At 35.1% G+C, this 16,097-nt stretch carries 17 protein-coding genes; 14 read left to right on the top strand and 3 right to left on the bottom strand.

Annotated elements, in window-relative coordinates:
• The first annotated feature begins 127 nt into the window (after nt 1–127).
• The 3 genes from PPBDW_RS22220 (at nt 128) to PPBDW_RS22210 (ending at nt 2,928) form a co-directional block, all read left to right on the top strand.
• Nucleotides 128–1,228 (top strand): YdcF family protein, encoded by a 1,101-nt coding sequence (locus PPBDW_RS22220; protein ID WP_036789891.1) that lies wholly within the window; start codon nt 128–130, stop codon nt 1,226–1,228.
• A gap of 270 nt (nt 1,229–1,498) precedes the next feature.
• The gene (locus tag PPBDW_RS22215; protein ID WP_036789889.1) at nt 1,499–2,455 is read left to right on the top strand and encodes an SPFH domain-containing protein; all 957 of its coding nucleotides are present in this window, start codon (nt 1,499–1,501) and stop codon (nt 2,453–2,455) included.
• 14 nt (nt 2,456–2,469) lie between these two features.
• Complete coding sequence (locus tag PPBDW_RS22210) at nt 2,470–2,928, top strand: NfeD family protein (RefSeq protein ID WP_036789888.1); 459 nt, start codon at nt 2,470–2,472, stop codon at nt 2,926–2,928.
• A 90-nt stretch (nt 2,929–3,018) separates the two neighbouring features.
• On the opposite strand, the gene PPBDW_RS22205 is transcribed toward PPBDW_RS22210, so the two are convergent.
• Nucleotides 3,019–3,339: a hypothetical protein gene (locus PPBDW_RS22205; protein WP_036789887.1), complete on the bottom strand. Its 321-nt coding sequence runs from the start codon at nt 3,337–3,339 to the stop codon at nt 3,019–3,021.
• 181 nt (nt 3,340–3,520) lie between these two features.
• On the opposite strand from PPBDW_RS22205, the gene PPBDW_RS22200 reads away from it, so the two are divergent.
• Entirely contained in the window at nt 3,521–4,267 is a 747-nt protein-coding gene (locus tag PPBDW_RS22200; protein ID WP_036789886.1) for a hypothetical protein, read from the top strand.
• Between the two features lie 68 nt (nt 4,268–4,335).
• Here PPBDW_RS22200 and PPBDW_RS22195 read toward each other — a convergent pair whose 3' ends face one another.
• Both PPBDW_RS22195 and PPBDW_RS22190 read right to left on the bottom strand, forming a co-directional pair.
• Nucleotides 4,336–5,103 carry a carbohydrate deacetylase gene (locus tag PPBDW_RS22195; RefSeq protein WP_036789884.1) on the bottom strand — a complete coding sequence of 256 codons (768 nt, stop codon included), beginning with the start codon at nt 5,101–5,103 and terminating at the stop codon, nt 4,336–4,338.
• Nucleotides 5,104–5,119: 16 nt separating this feature from the next.
• Nucleotides 5,120–6,469: a 6-phospho-beta-glucosidase gene (locus tag PPBDW_RS22190; protein ID WP_036792673.1), complete on the bottom strand. Its 1,350-nt coding sequence runs from the start codon at nt 6,467–6,469 to the stop codon at nt 5,120–5,122.
• Nucleotides 6,470–6,623: 154 nt separating this feature from the next.
• On the opposite strand from PPBDW_RS22190, the gene PPBDW_RS22185 reads away from it, so the two are divergent.
• The 10 genes from PPBDW_RS22185 to PPBDW_RS22140 all read left to right on the top strand — a co-directional run bounded on the left by PPBDW_RS22185 (nt 6,624) and on the right by PPBDW_RS22140 (nt 16,048).
• A complete protein-coding gene (locus PPBDW_RS22185; RefSeq protein WP_243423038.1) occupies nt 6,624–7,493 on the top strand; it encodes a LysR substrate-binding domain-containing protein in 870 nt (289 codons plus the stop codon).
• 149 nt (nt 7,494–7,642) lie between these two features.
• On the top strand, nt 7,643–8,125 hold the full coding sequence (locus PPBDW_RS22180; RefSeq protein ID WP_036789882.1) for a hypothetical protein: 483 nt from the start codon (nt 7,643–7,645) through the stop codon (nt 8,123–8,125).
• Between the two features lie 297 nt (nt 8,126–8,422).
• The gene (locus PPBDW_RS22175) at nt 8,423–8,878 is read left to right on the top strand and encodes a DUF4402 domain-containing protein (RefSeq protein WP_036789881.1); all 456 of its coding nucleotides are present in this window, start codon (nt 8,423–8,425) and stop codon (nt 8,876–8,878) included.
• Entirely contained in the window at nt 8,856–9,269 is a 414-nt protein-coding gene (locus PPBDW_RS22170) for a hypothetical protein (protein ID WP_036789880.1), read from the top strand. The genes PPBDW_RS22175 and PPBDW_RS22170 overlap by 23 nt, the downstream gene beginning before the upstream one ends.
• Before the next feature lie 12 nt (nt 9,270–9,281).
• Nucleotides 9,282–9,965, top strand: coding sequence for a fimbrial biogenesis chaperone (locus PPBDW_RS22165; protein ID WP_036789879.1), 684 nt, complete (start codon nt 9,282–9,284; stop codon nt 9,963–9,965).
• Complete coding sequence (locus PPBDW_RS22160; protein WP_036789878.1) at nt 9,940–10,662, top strand: hypothetical protein; 723 nt, start codon at nt 9,940–9,942, stop codon at nt 10,660–10,662. The genes PPBDW_RS22165 and PPBDW_RS22160 overlap by 26 nt, the downstream gene beginning before the upstream one ends.
• Nucleotides 10,605–12,383 (top strand): carboxypeptidase-like regulatory domain-containing protein, encoded by a 1,779-nt coding sequence (locus tag PPBDW_RS22155; RefSeq protein ID WP_036789877.1) that lies wholly within the window; start codon nt 10,605–10,607, stop codon nt 12,381–12,383. The genes PPBDW_RS22160 and PPBDW_RS22155 overlap by 58 nt, the downstream gene beginning before the upstream one ends.
• 110 nt (nt 12,384–12,493) lie before the next feature.
• Nucleotides 12,494–13,210, top strand: coding sequence for a sulfite exporter TauE/SafE family protein (locus PPBDW_RS22150; RefSeq protein ID WP_036789876.1), 717 nt, complete (start codon nt 12,494–12,496; stop codon nt 13,208–13,210).
• Nucleotides 13,211–13,450: 240 nt separating this feature from the next.
• Nucleotides 13,451–15,433 carry an FUSC family membrane protein gene (locus tag PPBDW_RS22145; protein ID WP_036789875.1) on the top strand — a complete coding sequence of 661 codons (1,983 nt, stop codon included), beginning with the start codon at nt 13,451–13,453 and terminating at the stop codon, nt 15,431–15,433.
• 18 nt (nt 15,434–15,451) lie between these two features.
• Nucleotides 15,452–16,048, top strand: a complete 597-nt coding sequence (locus tag PPBDW_RS22140) for a DUF3157 family protein (RefSeq protein WP_036789874.1) — start codon at nt 15,452–15,454, stop codon at nt 16,046–16,048.
• Nucleotides 16,049–16,097: the final 49 nt, after the last annotated feature.

Raw genomic sequence — 16,097 nt, 5'->3', positions numbered from 1 at the left:
TTAATGATGATCATAGTATCATCATTAAAACACACAATTGGTTAACAATAAATATCACGTAATGATCACATTCTTGATCATCTCAATTTAGTATATTTCTAACCAAAATAATAATACCTAAATGATGATGAAAAAGAATATAATTTCAACTTTAATTGCTAGCTTACTTTGTTTGAACTCTACTATTACATTTGCCAATACTTCAGTTCCCTTACAAAGTATTACGCCTTCGACAGACATTACTCAATACACAACTAAACGCCAAGTCGTCAATCAACTACTCACCGACGCTCTTATCGCGTTTCAATCACCATCTCGTATCTCTCATGCGGGTTTTACCGCAAAGATGCCAAGTAATCTTGAGATTGTAACTTCACGTCTATTAAAAGCATATAAACTTGAACCTTATCGGACAGACTTACTCATTTCAGCAGCAAACGCACAAATATATAATGGCAATGTTGATCGCGCAATTGCACTCTTTACACAAGCACAAACTGTCGCTCCTAATGATATTGATATTTTGTCATACCTTGCTGTATGGCATAACTTCAAGGGCAATAATGCAGCGTCTATAAAACAAATGACAAAGCTAGCCTCACTCAATCCTGGTCGTCAAGCCGATATAGAACACATAATTAATACAATAGATCATATTGTTGCAATTCCACTGAAAAGTACGCCACTCAAGTTCTATAGTGGTAATACTGCAATCGTCACTTTGGGCTATGCCTTAAATCCTGATGGAACAATGAATGATATTCTTATTCAGCGTCTTAAAAAAACCTTAAGTTTGGCAAAACAGTCACCGAAGGCTTTGATCATTGTCACTGGAGGCATGCCTCAAAACCATCAGACTGAAGCTAAATTAATGGCTGACTGGCTCATTCAACATGGTGTACCCCGCCAGCGTATTATTGAAGATAACTATGCGCGAAGTACCGTTGAAAATGCATTATATGTTAGTTATGCATTAGCTCGTCACAAGATTGATCATGCAACAATTATTAGTTCAGCTAGTCATGTTCGTCGAGGTCAAACACTATTTGATATTGCCAGTTGGCAAACAGGCCCCCGCGGTATCACCTTTGACAGTATTAGTGTTGCTGATAAACCTCTATCAACATTAGTGATCCCTTCAGATAAGGAACTACTCGGAATATACCGTGATGCTCTTCGCACTTATGGTATGTGGAGCTACCGTTCATACCCACTAGAACAACGCTAGACCAATATTTTTACTTTTCTTATATAAACATTCTTAACATGCCCAGTTTTATATTCTGTGGCATGTTTATACTATTAATTACTCCCAGATTAACTTTACTAACTTAAATCTTCTCTTTTGAGCTTTTATCGCAATAGTTAATTTTTCGCATGACTACACATCTCAAATTCAATTATATATCATCGGGATAAGAAACAGGTATAATAAGACTTTATTTGCTCACAGTATAAACTAATAGTTAATCGGTAATAAACATAAGGAAGGTATAAAATGCCGCTCGATCTCATCACTAACCTACTCACCAGTCCACAATTGTACTTACTGATATTTATTGTAGTTACACTTAAATTAAGTATTATTTTTGTACCACAAAACCAAGCGTGGCTTATTGAACGTTTTGGTAAATACCGCTCTACCAAAGAAGCTGGTCTAAATTTCATTATTCCATTCATTGATAGTATTGGTGCAAAACGAAGCCTGAAAGAAACAGCTGTCGATGTCCCATCACAGTCTGCGATAACGAAAGATAATATTAGTCTTGTCGTTGACGGCGTGCTTTATTTCCGCGTTCTAGAACCATATAAAGCGACTTATGGTGTTGATGATTACAGATTTGCTGTTACTCAATTAGCACAAACTACGATGCGTAGTGAATTAGGTAAAATGGAGTTAGATAAAACATTTGAAGAACGAGACCTTTTAAACGCTAACATTGTTGCAGCTATCAATACAGCCTCAGATCCTTGGGGTGTACAAGTGCTACGATACGAAATTAAAGACATTGTGCCACCTAGCTCTGTTATGGAAGCAATGGAAGCTCAAATGAAAGCTGAGCGTGAAAAAAGAGCGCAAATTCTTGAGTCTGAAGGCGATCGACAATCCGCTATCAACGTAGCAGAAGGTAAAAAACAAGCTCAGGTTCTAGCTGCCGAAGCTGATAAGCAAGAACAAATTCTTAGAGCAGAGGGTGAAGCAGCAGCAATTTTGGCTGTTGCTGATGCACAAGCACAGGCATTACGCAAAATAGGTGAAGCGGCTGATACTGAACAAGGCCAGAAAGCGATTCAACTTGAGTTAGCAACTAAAGCCATTGAAGCAAAGAAAGCCATTGCAAAAGAATCATCTGTTGTTCTTCTCGCTGACGACGCAACAAACGCAAGTTCAATGGTTGCTCAAGGTCTATCCATCATTAACTCTATTAATAAAGCTCAAAAAGGTAATTCTTAGAGCTAAGGTGTTGTATGTTTGGCAATATTCCACAAACATTAGTGGTATTAGGCTTACTAGCTCTTATCATTGAAGTTCTAATACTCGGTTGCAGTACGCTAGTATTGCTATTTTTTGGCATCGCTATGCTCCTAACCAGTGGGTTAATTTATATTGGCATGGTTGAAGCTAATTGGTTGAGTACCATTTCAACCTTGGCAATTATAACGTTATTGCTAACAATTGCGCTCTGGAAGCCTCTGAAAAAATTACAAAATAAAACAGCTCAAACTGATATAAATAGTGATTTTGCAGTTATAACATTTGAACTAGAAAAGGATTTATTACCATCAGAACGCTATACATATAATTACTCTGGTATTCAATGGCTAATTAAATCAAATACAACAATAGCAAAAGGTGTAGCCGTTAAGGTTATAAAAAAAGAAGTCGGCGTTTTATGGGTCGAACCCGTAGATAGTGCAATAAAGTAAAACTGTCTGGCATAAAACTTAGCTAAACATAAATAAGCCGTTAAGATTACTTAGCGGCTTATTTTTACATCCACACTTCCATAATATATATTAATCAACAAGTTCTGTTTTTTCTAATAACTTACAAAACTGGTGCTTTATTATTGTTTGACTAATATAAATAACGTTAATGGTGTCATTAAAATACGTATAAGCTAACCGAAATACTGCGTCTTTAGCGGCTACAATTTTATATTCATAGATTTTTAAGCCATCATTACGTAATTGTCTTGCTGTCTTTATTTTGGCAGATTGGCTAGCAATCAAATTAGGAAGTCGTTCTCTTACATCTTGATAAATAATTGCTTGATACTGCTCGTGTAAATGAAAAAACTTCCGTAAATGCCGATTTTCGCTATAAGTAATATTCATGGTGAATACATCTAGTTATTTTTTTAATAGTATATTCCTTAACTTCACTACGTAATAGCTTAAGCAAATTAAATATGCTTTAAGAAAAAGTGAACGTTATTCACAGATCTACTATTACACTGTGCATTAATCACTAATCTGTACCACAATTAAACTGTACCAGCGAAAAAGGAATACGCTAATGAGTACAAGACTTAATGATACGATTAGTATCGAACTACACATTCAAGCTGCTGTTAGGGAGATAGCGGCATTTACCGAGTTAACAGCTCGTTCATCATCAATGGATGATCGTATACATGAGGCGATTCATCAAGGAAAAATATTTTTTACACTATACCTAATGGTGCAATCACTCCACAGTGAAGCTAAAAACACCACTGCCAATGTTCTTTCACAGCAAAACATCACTACACCAGAAATCAATTTTGAATGGGTGATCCAACATTGCTTTAATATGTTTTATATTTCAAATCATGATATTGCAATAGATAAAGCCAATACTTGCGGTCAAATAACAACCGTAACACCTAATGACATGTTACATTGGCAGCAATCCCCTATGCCTGAAAACATTGAGAACATGGTAGCGGCACTCGCAACTAAACACGTTAAGTTCCTCGCCTCTCTATTCTCGCAGGCAGAAGATATTGATAATGAATTATTATCGGTTTTTAGCCATGCAATGACTAACAATACATTAGACTTAGGTATCAAATTATCATCAAAAGCAGGTACGCTATTATTAGAGCAAGTGATCCATTCTAGAACCGGTACCGTGTGTCTTATATTTTTAAATATGACGAAGAATGATGAAGAAAGACAAGCTATCAGCCTATATTTAGCCGATATTGATAATTTCTATAAAACCCTAACCACTAATGGTTTAAAAAATGGTTTGATTTTTTTAGACAAACTATCTAAATAACGCCCAGTTCAATAAAAAGAGAATATGTAATTCTCACTCAGTTGTGACAAATACATATTCTCTACCAACTATATTAAGTCACTAAAGTTGACACATTGAATATCCTGCTTATGTAACCATAATCGTAGCTGAGGATCCGTTAATATAAGCAATTCTTGATAACGGAGATCGACATATCCAGATACCGAAGTCAACAATGAATCTTGTTGTAAACCTGGATGACACATCAGCTCTAGAACGCCATTAGGTATCATTTTTTGATATTTAAGGATTAACTGTTTAAGTTTATCTTCAGATACTCCTTGATCAAAAAATTTCATATCAAAGGCATCTGTCGTTGGCACAGTTAATCCACCTAAACCAGCATCAAACACATCAACTCTACGAGCAGGTAGACCAATATCATTAAGAAACTGTACAAATGCACACTTTAACTGAGGCAGTGCTGCAGCAAAGTGATGGCTATCAATATGGCTAGGGTTAAAACCAAGTTCTAACGCTCGCTGGTATTGAGCGTGCATTTCTTGATAGGCTTGTTTTACATCGACATCAGTACGACTAAATAATTGTGGTTTTTTAAGAAAATAACCATCCGAGTCTATAAGACTCGTTACAAACTTCGACGCTAAAATAGGCTTTCCCGCCGTTAATGTTATATGTAAACCAACATCTCCTATAACATCTCCAGCATTAATACGCACAATAGCATCACTAACAGCCGCTTGATTTATCATCAATGTTGTTGATTTCACTATACCAGCTTGTAAACACTGAATAATGGCATCGTTAACTTTCGGAGTAAGCCCAAAATCATCGGCATTCATAATAAGTTTCATGCTACAACCTCTTCATTTAACTATTCTTTTTTAATTCTTGTATTAAAGATGAAAATTGAGGCATATAGCGGCTATTAGCCATAATCGTTTCTTCTAATGCTTTCTCCAAGATTTTACCTGTGGGTACGATTGGATTTAGGACTAATGCACGTAATGCTGCGCTAAAGTCACCGTCAATTGCAGCTTTTACTGTGAGTGTTTCAAATTCTTTCATCAACTGAATTAAACGAAGTACATCTACAGGTAATGGAGCAACATTTAATGGTTTAGGGCCGGCACTGGTAATAATTGAGCTCACTTCGACGGCACAATCATCAGGTAACCCTGCTATTGCGCCATTATTACGTGTATTAACATGCATAATAGTACGTTTGTCGTTATGAATAGCACTCATCAATTCACAAGCAGCTTCAGAATAATATTGCCCACCACGTAGTTCTAACTCTTTAGGTTTGACATTTAACTGTGGGTTTTCATATATCTCAAAAAGCTTTCTTTCTATATCTTTTACAACTTCAGCACGACAACCAAGTTTATGCTCTTTCATTTCAATAACTTCATCATCGAGCATATCTTGGCTTTGGTAGTAATAACGTAGATAAGCACATGGAATCAACCCGATATCTCGTACTAACTTTGTTGGCCATCCAAAAGCAGGAATATTTTGGGGTACCATACTGTTATCACCAGCTAAAACAGCGTCTAAAACCTGAGGGAGTTTATTTTCACCGTCATGAATAATTTCTGTTGCCCAAACAAGATGATTAAGACCCGCGATTTGCATAACTAATTCATCTTCATTACAACCAATAATTTTTGCGGCACCTTTTTGCATCGTAACGGGTACATTACATAAGCCCACCACGTTTACATTAGTTTGTTTTAAAATAGCTTCTGTTACCATACCTGATGGATTGGTAAAATTAAGCAACCACGCTTTTGGACATAATTGTTCGATTTCACGACATATTTCTAATGCAACAGGAATAGTTCGACACGCATTGGCAAAGCCGCCTAAACCATTCGTTTCTTGACCTATCATGCCATGTTTTAAGGATATGGTTTCATCTCGAATACGTCCTTCTAAACAACCAACTCTAAATTGTGAGCATATGAAATCGGCATTTTTCAATGCTTGCTGACGATCTTTAGTGAGATGAATTTTCATATCAACACCAGCATGTTTCACCATACGTTCAGTCAATGATTTTATAGTCATAGCTTTGTGCCAGCCATCATCTATATCAACTAACCATAACTCGCTAATTGTCATTTCATTCTTACGCGCCAACATACCTTCGATCAATTCTGGCGTGTAGCTAGAGCCAGCACCAATGATCACGACTTTAAGAGGATTCTTCTTCATTTTTGTATTCATCGTTCAGTGTCCTTTGATTAAGATGAGCCTATTAAAACCATAACCAATACACTTCACAAACGAACAAATAACCGCTATAAATTAGTTTTTTTCATGTATAAAAATAAAAGAGAGTTAAAATATGGGTGACCAGCAGATATTCATGGCCAATATGCATGTATTCAATATTGCCGCTCGGACGTTAAGTTTTACTCTAGCGGCACAAGAACTTAATATGTCACAAAGTGCTGTTAGTCATAGGATGAAAAAACTTGAGCAACAGTTGGGGTTTAAACTATTTATTAGAAAAACACGGCAACTTGCACTTACCCCTGAAGGTGAACGCCTCAAAATAACAGTCTCACTTTCATTTGATAATATTTACACCGAACTAAACGACATCACTCATGACGAGTTAAGTGGTGAACTCTATATTGGCACCTCAAATGGGTTTGCTTCATATTGGTTAATGCCTCGATTAGCCCGCTTTCAACAACGTTACCCTAATTTAGATATTCGTCTACAAGCTCAAAATAATGCTTATGATTTTGATTATGAACCGATAGATGTTGCTATTTATTACCTTGAATCACCACCAACAAACTTACACTACGAAAAAATATTAAATGAGCAGCGTATGCCTCTATGTACTGCCGAATATGCCCAACAACTAAACCTTGAGCAACATGGTATTGAAGGCTTACGCAACGCAACATTTATTCACCGTAGCCAATCTCAAGCATGGCAACAATGGTTAGATATTATCGGTAGTGATATAAACCCAAATCTAAAAAAATACAGCTTTAACCATAGTGATCTTTATATGAAAGCAGCTTTAAACTCTTTGGGAATTGTGATGGGTCGTTACCAATTTGCTCAAAAGGCTCTAGCTGAAAAGATCTTGATTAATCCATTACCCGCTATAGATGCAACCGCTAGCTATTATCTAGTCTGTAGAAAAAACACTGATCAACGACCTAAATATAAAGCATTTCGTCAATGGTTATTAAATGAAATAAATAATGATATTTAATAATTCATCTTGTTATATTCACAGGGTGAATGTCATTTTTATTAATTACCTATTTTGTGATCTCAATTCCATTTATATTTAAATTCAAATAAAATATTACGTTAATAAATAACTATTATAAACTTACATTATTTTTAGGACCTATACGTGTGAAAAAAATTTCTTTATATATAATACCCCTTCAATTGTTTTTAGCAGCATATTGGTTAAAACATGGTTTTCTTGATAAAATAGTCGGCATTTCTTTAGGGATAATTCATCCTCAAACAGCCTATTACGGTTTAACATGGAACGGTTGGCATGATCATATTGTTGGCAACTGGGATAAGAGCCGAATAGGTCATTTGTTTTTTTCACCTTTTTTTGATATCTTATTCCCTATAATAATAGTATTACAGTGCCTACCCTTTTTATTTATATTCATGTCGATTATTAATAAAGAATTCCTTATTAATAAAACAAGACCATGGCTAATAAAGTCTGCACTAGCATCATTCATCGTCACCGTCATAATGCTTTTTAGTGAAACACTCTCTAATGCGCGTGATGCTGAATATTTACTGAATTTATTTAGCATCAATATAATATTAATTATCTATATTCACTTTATTGAAAAAATAATAGAAAAATAGATTTAATTCAAATATAACCCTAAACAATAAAGTAGCATTATTTGCTATTTTTATTGTTTAATTAAACACACTTCAATTATAAACACTACAACATAAAACTTCTTAAATATAAGAATATTCTATTTATCTAACATTAAAAAACCAACCACAAAAATAACCAATTGAATATTAATGATTTTTAGTGGGAATTTTGTTTAATTTTTATTCCACCTCATCGCTATCGATTAATTGAGTTTCATAATTTCATCAACTAACTTTAAATAAGGTGAAAAATGTAATCAAATAAGAGGAAGTAGTATGCGCAACTCGATGAGAAAATTAGCTTTTGTTGCATTAGCAATAATGCCATCGTTAGCACAAGCCGAAGTGGGAAGTATTCAAGCAACCATTGAGATTATACCTCCTCTATCCATCGCAGAAACCAGTCCGTTAGACTTTGGTACGATATTCTCAGATCGAACGGAAGATGTCATTGTTGCTACCACTGATGGAGGTGCGGCGACATTCACTATTAGTGGTCACGATGGAACAACAACAGATATTACAACCGACACAACAGCGACTTTAACTCATACGACAGATGGAACAAAAACCATCCCAATTATAGGTATTAATCTTAATCACTCATCGATTGTATTAAGTGGTGCAACAGAAGTGAAAGCCGGTGGTACGGCTGATATAGATAATGCAGTAGGAGCACTGACCGTTGGTAACTACACTGGATCGTTTAATGTTACCGTTGTATATCAATAATTATTTATTCGCTTTCCTTTTTATAAGTACAAATATTTTTGCTATTGATTTTATTGAACAAGAAAATATTATAATCACTGTTATTGAAAGCAATTACTCACAACAAATTAAATTTTCTAAAGATAATATTGAAAATGGCAGTTTTAGTTTTAAATTAAAAGGAAAGCCAAACTCTTATATAAAAATTGATGCATTAAATAACAATAATAATAGTATTTTCATCAAAAATATAAAGTACAGAGATGGATTTAATACGAAAGGACTCGTTGCAATAGATTCTAAAGGTTACTCAAAGAAGTTAAGTATTGATGGAACAATTATCATACCGGCAAACATGAAAAGTGGAGAGTCAGTCACTTCACTCATGTTACATGCTGAGTATGTAAAATAACAAGGAATAAAAATGCATAAGCTATTAATATTTATAATTTTTTTCTCTAATTACTCAATGGCAAACATGAAAATAGCGCCATTACGAGTGATCACTACAGAAGCAAATACAACTCAAAAATTTCTCGTGTCTAACACTGGAGACAAATCTATTAGAGTACGAATATCTCCCTCCTTTGTTGAATCACCTATGTCAAAATATCAAACTCGTCATAAGAATATTAATCAAAAAAATGAAGATCTTACCCCTTTTCTACGTGTTTCTCCTCCCGTTATAAGTACCTTGATGCCAAACGAACGAAAAATTATAAGGCTGCGTATTTCAGATATCCCTAATAACTACTTGAGTGGCGAATACCGTACTCATTTAAAATTCACTCAGGAAGTAATAAAAAAATTAAACCCACCCACCGATGAAGACACATCAATTTCATTTGATCTAGCAATGCTTGTTAATTCATCCATTCCTATTTACTACCAAAAAAAGGATAGAACAACACCACCAAAGGCTATTATTAAATGCAGTAAAAATCATTTAACAATCATTAACAACTCACGCTATCAAAAAAAAATAGAATTATTAGGTGCCGATACATATAAGCAATTTATTCTTCTTCGTCAATCAGATCTAGATATTGCTTATAATGGAAAAACAACGATAAAGATTAATGATGAACAGCAAAAAGTGTGTTTATAGCTACCTGTTAATTTGTTTTATTTCTGCATCATTATTTGCAGATGAGTTATCAGAAGCATTTATTGAGATTAAAACGAATGAACGTTATGACTCATTTTTTAGAGTGCTACTCGATGATGAAACGCCTTATTTAAATATATCAACGCTATTACCATTACTCTATGGAGTTGATAAAAAGTGTGATAATGAGCGTTGTCATTATTTTATAGCATTAAGACCTAATGATGGTCAAACAACCATCAATTTTAAAGAAAAACACTGTAATTCCACAACAAACAAAAAAGTACATAATATTAATGTCCATTACATTGAAGAACAATATTGGTTACATTGGAAAGATATTGCCATTTGTTTCAATGCCAATGTTTATTGGGATACTGATAGCTATATTTTAAACATACAAACGCAATACCTTTCACCTACAGATATTCAAAAAGCAATAGACCGCGCTCGCCGTATTTCTATAGAAAAAGCCAAACAAATAAAAAAATTAGCGACTCAACCCCGTATATCACCGACGAATACAACAATGATACAAAGTCGTTTAGCACTTAGCAGCCAATATAATACCCAACAAATTAACACTGAGGTAGCAAGCGATTTTTTTTTCGCAACCACCAGCAATTTATCGATATATCAATGCAATCGGATAGTGATAACGCCCTTACCTACTACCGCTATTTCTATGAGGACCTGATCGCAAATGCGAGCCTAACAATAGGTAATGTTGTTATTCCTGAATCAATAACAAATAATATTTTCCAAACTAAAAATGGCTACAGCCTAACGAATTATGAAACTAATGGCGAAGGTAGTTTCTATGATGAAAGAAGCACACTTGCTAATGCGTACGTTGATATTTATGTTAATGGTATTTTCGTTAAAACTGTTCAGGCAAACGACTCAGGTAGATATATTGTTGACGGCTTTTCGGTAATGCCTGGTGATATGGTTAATTTTAAAGAGCGTATTGGTATTGGTGAAATCGTCAACACTCAAATTCACATTGCCAACACATCAGAATCAGTATTAAAACAAGGATATTTTGCTTATTCTATTCAGGGCGAAATGGATAGAAATCAACGTAAACGCTCTCGCTTCAGTTACGGAATAAAAGATAACTTTACGTTAGGTATTAGTGCTTTTCACTCTACATTAGCAACAGAGCTCACTGCTGGATTTCGTGCAATTCCAACATCGAATATAGGCATCACCTTCGCTTGGATTGCAAAGGAAAATAAGTTATTAGGTGAAGTTGATTTCAATTTTAATGCTAACCATTATCTGAAAATTAATTATAATCGTTCAGATCTTTTTAGTAACGATGATGATACCAGATTTAACCAACTTGAATACCGTTACTACAATAGTATTGCTTCATTCAATATTAATGCTATTCAAACTAAAACCAAAATTAATACCAATATTATCATTCGCTCTCAACTAAACTCATACTTATCTGCTTCATTAATGATCAATGATATTCATACTAATAATAATCCTTATACGGAGTATACTTTTACAACCAATTATATAAGAAGTACAACAGAAACATTGGAATTAGAGCTACTTCAATCATCTCAATATAGCGAATTATTGTATAATGCAAATTACCGTTATCAATGTGTTAACTGCTTTTTTTCATCAATAATCACTTCAAATCAAAGTTATTACAACATTCGTGCTTCCTACAAAAAAGAACTTACCGTATCAGCATCTGTTGCTGTTGAATTCAACCAAAATATAAAACTGACCGCGAATGCGACACATGATTCAATTTCATTATTAGCTAGCTATAGTTATGGCTTAAAAATTTCAAAAGTAACTGATTGGCAACTCTCATCAATTGATCCTAATCACTATGGTTATGCTACGGTAAGAGGCCAAATCGTCGATCATACTGGCACGCCAGTACCTAATATTGGCCTTAGTATCTATCGTAAAAAAACACGGTCAGACGCCAATGGTATTTTTGTATTAGATGGTGTCGCTATCGCCGATAACATCGCATTAAAACTGAATCCCAAAACCATCGATATTAACTTGCAACCACAATATAACCCACTATTAATCAACACTCAGAAAGGTGGAATTACTGATGTTATCGTTCGTCTAAATAGGGTTTTTGGTCTTGACGGTATCATTACTAATTTTGATGGTCATTCAGAAGCTACGATTACATTTATCAACAACAATACCCAACATCAACTCACTTATAAGATTGAAGATGACGGTTTTTTCATGATTGAAGGACTGACTGCGGCAGATTACACCATTACTTATAAAGCTGGAGAACGGCAAGCATCAATGGAATGGTCAGCTCTTAATCAGCAACAGTGGCTCAGTAATATTCAATTACAGATTGACTGTATCGATAAGACCCAACAATGTACTTTATCGATGGTTTCTCCTCCTTAGATTTAACGATTCGCAATTATTCTCTCTCTAGACAGTTTATTATTTACATTAAACGCTAATAATATTATTTTGCAGTCACTTTATTGCTCCCTTTTAATAAGAAGACGACTATGATCATCGAACCAACGACTTTACTTGCCATTGCTATGATCTTTGTAGGGTCTTTTGTACAAACAGCTATCGGCTTTGGGCTCGCTATAGTTTCAGCGCCTATTCTTATTATTATTGCCCCTCAATATGTTCCCGCTCCTATCTGTTTAGTCGCATTGTTTATTTCATTGCTTAATAGCCTCAAGTACCGAAGCAATATTGAATTAGGAGGATTAAAGATGGCGATCTTTGGTCGTATTCCAGGATCTATTGCTGGTGCCACTTTACTGGTTTTTGTCTCAACTCAAACTTTATCATTGTGGGTTGGTTTATTAGTATTACTGGCCGTTTTTATTAGCATAATGCCTTTTAGAATTGAACCAACGCCAACAAGAATGGTTATCGCTGGATTTTTCTCTGGATTATTTGGTACTAGTTCTGCCATTGGAGGACCACCAATGGCCATACTATTACAGCATCAAGAAGCGAATCAACTCCGTGGTAATCTATCTGCTTTTTTTGTTTTTAGTTCAATTATCTCATTAATAACCTTGATTCCGGCTGGATTTTTAAATCTCGAAAAACTGTGGTTAACCTTACCCTTACTGCCTGCTGCATGGGCAGGATATTGGCTAGCATTAAAAACGACACAATCTTTACCGAAAGAAACCATTCGTTATGGCGCGTTATCTTTATGCTTAATTTGTGGTGTTATTGCGGTATATAAAAGTCTCTGATGAATCATTTTTTCCTGTATTTTTATCACTAAAATCAGCCATCACACTGGCTAATTATACCAACAAGCGATAAATTATAATAATACGCATTTTTCATTAACTACTGTGCTGACAATGATTCAATCAAATATTTTACTTCGTTATCCATCATTACGAACTTTTTTTAATCTAAGGACAAATATTGCAGCCCTTAGTTTTATTAGTTGCTCTATTCCTCTATTTCTCATGGGACATGTCACCATGGGAATTGCATTCTCACTCGGTAGCATCAGTTGTGGTTTTGCTGATACATCTAGCGTAACTAAATATCGTATTTTAGATTTTGCGATTGCTTTACCATTATTTTTCTTAATCAGTTTAGGTATTGAAGTCGTTTTTCCACACTCATTGTTATTTGTTGGATCATTAGCAATTGTTAGTTTTGCGCTCTTTATGCTCGCAGTATTAACGCCACGTTTAGGAGCGATTGGTTTCGCTGCTATTCTATTAGCCATCTATGCCATGTTATTACACCTTGAAGGGCGCCCTGTATGGTTAATACCTATGTGGCTAACTGGCGGTGCAATGTGGTACATTTTCTGGCAAGCATTAGCCATTACTTTTCTACCCAATCAAGAATCAAAAGATATTTTATCGGACCTTTACCAAGCACTCGCTAAAAAACTGATGATCCATGATCAAGGCTTTGTATTCTCCACCGATAAAAACCAGCTATTCATTCAATCAGCCCAATTACGCTCAAAGATAGCAACTCTGTCACACACACTTGAATATCGGATCCACCAACAATTTAGTTGCGGTGAAGACAGTGCAAAATTACAAGATATCTACCGTTTTTTAAAAATAGCGGAACATATTAATGAACAAACACGGCTAATGTATTTCACCTCGACGCCACTTTTAAAGCAGAGTTGCCCACAATGGTTAGAACATATCCATCACGCGGATCAACAAATTAGCCAATACCTCGCACAAGTGAGTGTCAATAATGTCCACCATTTAGCACTGCCAAATGTTGATTTTGAAGCATTACGTCGCTATCAAGTACCCGCGGAAGCCCAGCAAGAGGCAATCGCTGCACAATCTTTTATTAATAAGCTCGATATTATTTATCTTTCATTATGCGAGCTCAAAAATCAATCGAGTACTATCACCAATCCTACAATCGTAAAACCGATAGTTTTAACCTGGAAATGGCGTGATATTATTTCTAAATTAACCAGCCAAATGACGTTAAAATCAAGTTACTTTCGTCATGCACTTCGTGGAACATTAAGTCTCACTACTGGCCTGATCGTTGTTCGTCTCTTGGATCTCGATTTTGGTTTTTGGACGTTAATGACAAGTTTGCTTATCCTTCGTCCAAATTTATCAATGACATGGACACGATTATTACAGCGCTTAACTGGTACTATCTGCGGTTTAATTGTAGTAAGCGGATTACTACATTTCCAAGTGGCAAGTAGTATTTTACCGTTCATATTTTGTATTGCAGCGGTATTGTTTTTCCATACATCTGCACGCCACTATGGTTTTGCGGTCTTTTTTGTGACCTTATTTGTATTCGCCGGTTTCTCGCTCAATGGCCAAGGTGACAATATTATGTTACCTCGTCTAGATAACACGGTATTAGGCGTTATTATTCCACTTATATTTGTGTTTATCCTAACCCCTGGTTGGCAAAAAAAATCATTTCCAACTCAGCTTAGTACTACCGTTAAAGGCTATATTGATTACTTAATTAGCTTCAATCTTTACTTATCGAATAAAGACCAAAAACACACTGAAAAGTTACAGCATCACTTCCAAAATTGTGTTGTCTACGATACCAACCTCTTTGATCATTGGATGGGATATTTAGGTGAACCACAACGCAATTCACAAACAAGTGAACATATCCTTCTTTGTAGCCGTAGCTCTAATATAATTTTACGTATATTAACTCAAATAAATGAAAGTAAAGAAAATATAATACTTAATGATGAGATTGAAGCAGAATTAAAAAGCGCGACGCACTCACTAATACAACTGCAACAACTGTTACAACAAACATTAAATCATACGGAATTATTCAAGCATATTTCTAAGCAAGAAAAGTTTATTTATCAATCTTTCACTTATATCGAAGATGAAATCTACCGTCTTGATAACAATGCATTGATAGCATTACTTTCAAAAGAAATTGCATTATTCCTTAAAGCCATAGACCATCAACCGCAATAAGATATTAAGGACATAATAATGCTAAATAAAACTCAACTATGCGGTGCTATCATTGCATTAATAGCCTCAAGTTCTGTATGGGCAGCCGATCAAACACTCACTCTCAATGATGGCCGTGAAGTTATTCTGCATGATAACTTTACTTGGCAATATAAACATCAGACTAATACACCCCAAACAAAACAAACACTTAACGTTACGACTGAAACACCTGTTATAGCAACGTCCGCAGCTGCGATCCCTATTATTAGCGCCTCAAAAGGAGTTACTGTTGAACTTGGTGCTAAAAAAGCAATCCAACAACTTAGTGATAGCGGCGTGGATATATTGTTATCAGCTGCACATTATAAAAATGGTACACTGGTTATTCCAACAATGATGACTAACCAAAATTCAAAATCAGTCGTTAATGTCACGATGAAAGTACGTTTAAGTGATATGCAGGGTCAAACAATTGCAGCTGAAGATGTTACCTTATGGCGCGCAATTAACCGTATGCCAGAAACCTATTTCCGTCCCAAGACTCAGCAACAAGGTAAACCTATCAGCTTCAAAGTACCAAAGTCAGAGAGTTACTTGATTCACGCTGAAGTCACAAATATTGATCTGAGATAGCAATAGAATATAGCAAAAGCTCAATTCACCGTTGAATTTGAGCTTTTTT

Origin of the sequence: Photobacterium kishitanii, assembly GCF_000613045.3 — a bacterium.
GTDB classification, from domain to species: domain Bacteria; phylum Pseudomonadota; class Gammaproteobacteria; order Enterobacterales; family Vibrionaceae; genus Photobacterium; species Photobacterium kishitanii.
Note: the sequence above shows the minus strand (reverse complement) of the source record. Positions and strands in the feature narration are given on the sequence as shown.

Coding starts and splice junctions, on each gene's coding strand:
- PPBDW_RS22220 (WP_036789891.1), top strand. CDS start 128: ATGAAAAAGAATATAATTTCAACTTTAATTGCTAGCTTACTTTGTTTG.
- PPBDW_RS22215 (WP_036789889.1), top strand. CDS start 1,499: ATGCCGCTCGATCTCATCACTAACCTACTCACCAGTCCACAATTGTAC.
- PPBDW_RS22210 (WP_036789888.1), top strand. CDS start 2,470: ATGTTTGGCAATATTCCACAAACATTAGTGGTATTAGGCTTACTAGCT.
- PPBDW_RS22205 (WP_036789887.1), bottom strand. CDS start 3,339: ATGAATATTACTTATAGCGAAAATCGGCATTTACGGAAGTTTTTTCAT.
- PPBDW_RS22200 (WP_036789886.1), top strand. CDS start 3,521: ATGAGTACAAGACTTAATGATACGATTAGTATCGAACTACACATTCAA.
- PPBDW_RS22195 (WP_036789884.1), bottom strand. CDS start 5,103: ATGAAACTTATTATGAATGCCGATGATTTTGGGCTTACTCCGAAAGTT.
- PPBDW_RS22190 (WP_036792673.1), bottom strand. CDS start 6,469: ATGAAGAAGAATCCTCTTAAAGTCGTGATCATTGGTGCTGGCTCTAGC.
- PPBDW_RS22185 (WP_243423038.1), top strand. CDS start 6,624: ATGGCCAATATGCATGTATTCAATATTGCCGCTCGGACGTTAAGTTTT.
- PPBDW_RS22175 (WP_036789881.1), top strand. CDS start 8,423: ATGCGCAACTCGATGAGAAAATTAGCTTTTGTTGCATTAGCAATAATG.
- PPBDW_RS22170 (WP_036789880.1), top strand. CDS start 8,856: ATGTTACCGTTGTATATCAATAATTATTTATTCGCTTTCCTTTTTATA.
- PPBDW_RS22165 (WP_036789879.1), top strand. CDS start 9,282: ATGCATAAGCTATTAATATTTATAATTTTTTTCTCTAATTACTCAATG.
- PPBDW_RS22160 (WP_036789878.1), top strand. CDS start 9,940: ATGAACAGCAAAAAGTGTGTTTATAGCTACCTGTTAATTTGTTTTATT.
- PPBDW_RS22155 (WP_036789877.1), top strand. CDS start 10,605: ATGCAATCGGATAGTGATAACGCCCTTACCTACTACCGCTATTTCTAT.
- PPBDW_RS22150 (WP_036789876.1), top strand. CDS start 12,494: ATGATCATCGAACCAACGACTTTACTTGCCATTGCTATGATCTTTGTA.
- PPBDW_RS22145 (WP_036789875.1), top strand. CDS start 13,451: ATGGGAATTGCATTCTCACTCGGTAGCATCAGTTGTGGTTTTGCTGAT.
- PPBDW_RS22140 (WP_036789874.1), top strand. CDS start 15,452: ATGCTAAATAAAACTCAACTATGCGGTGCTATCATTGCATTAATAGCC.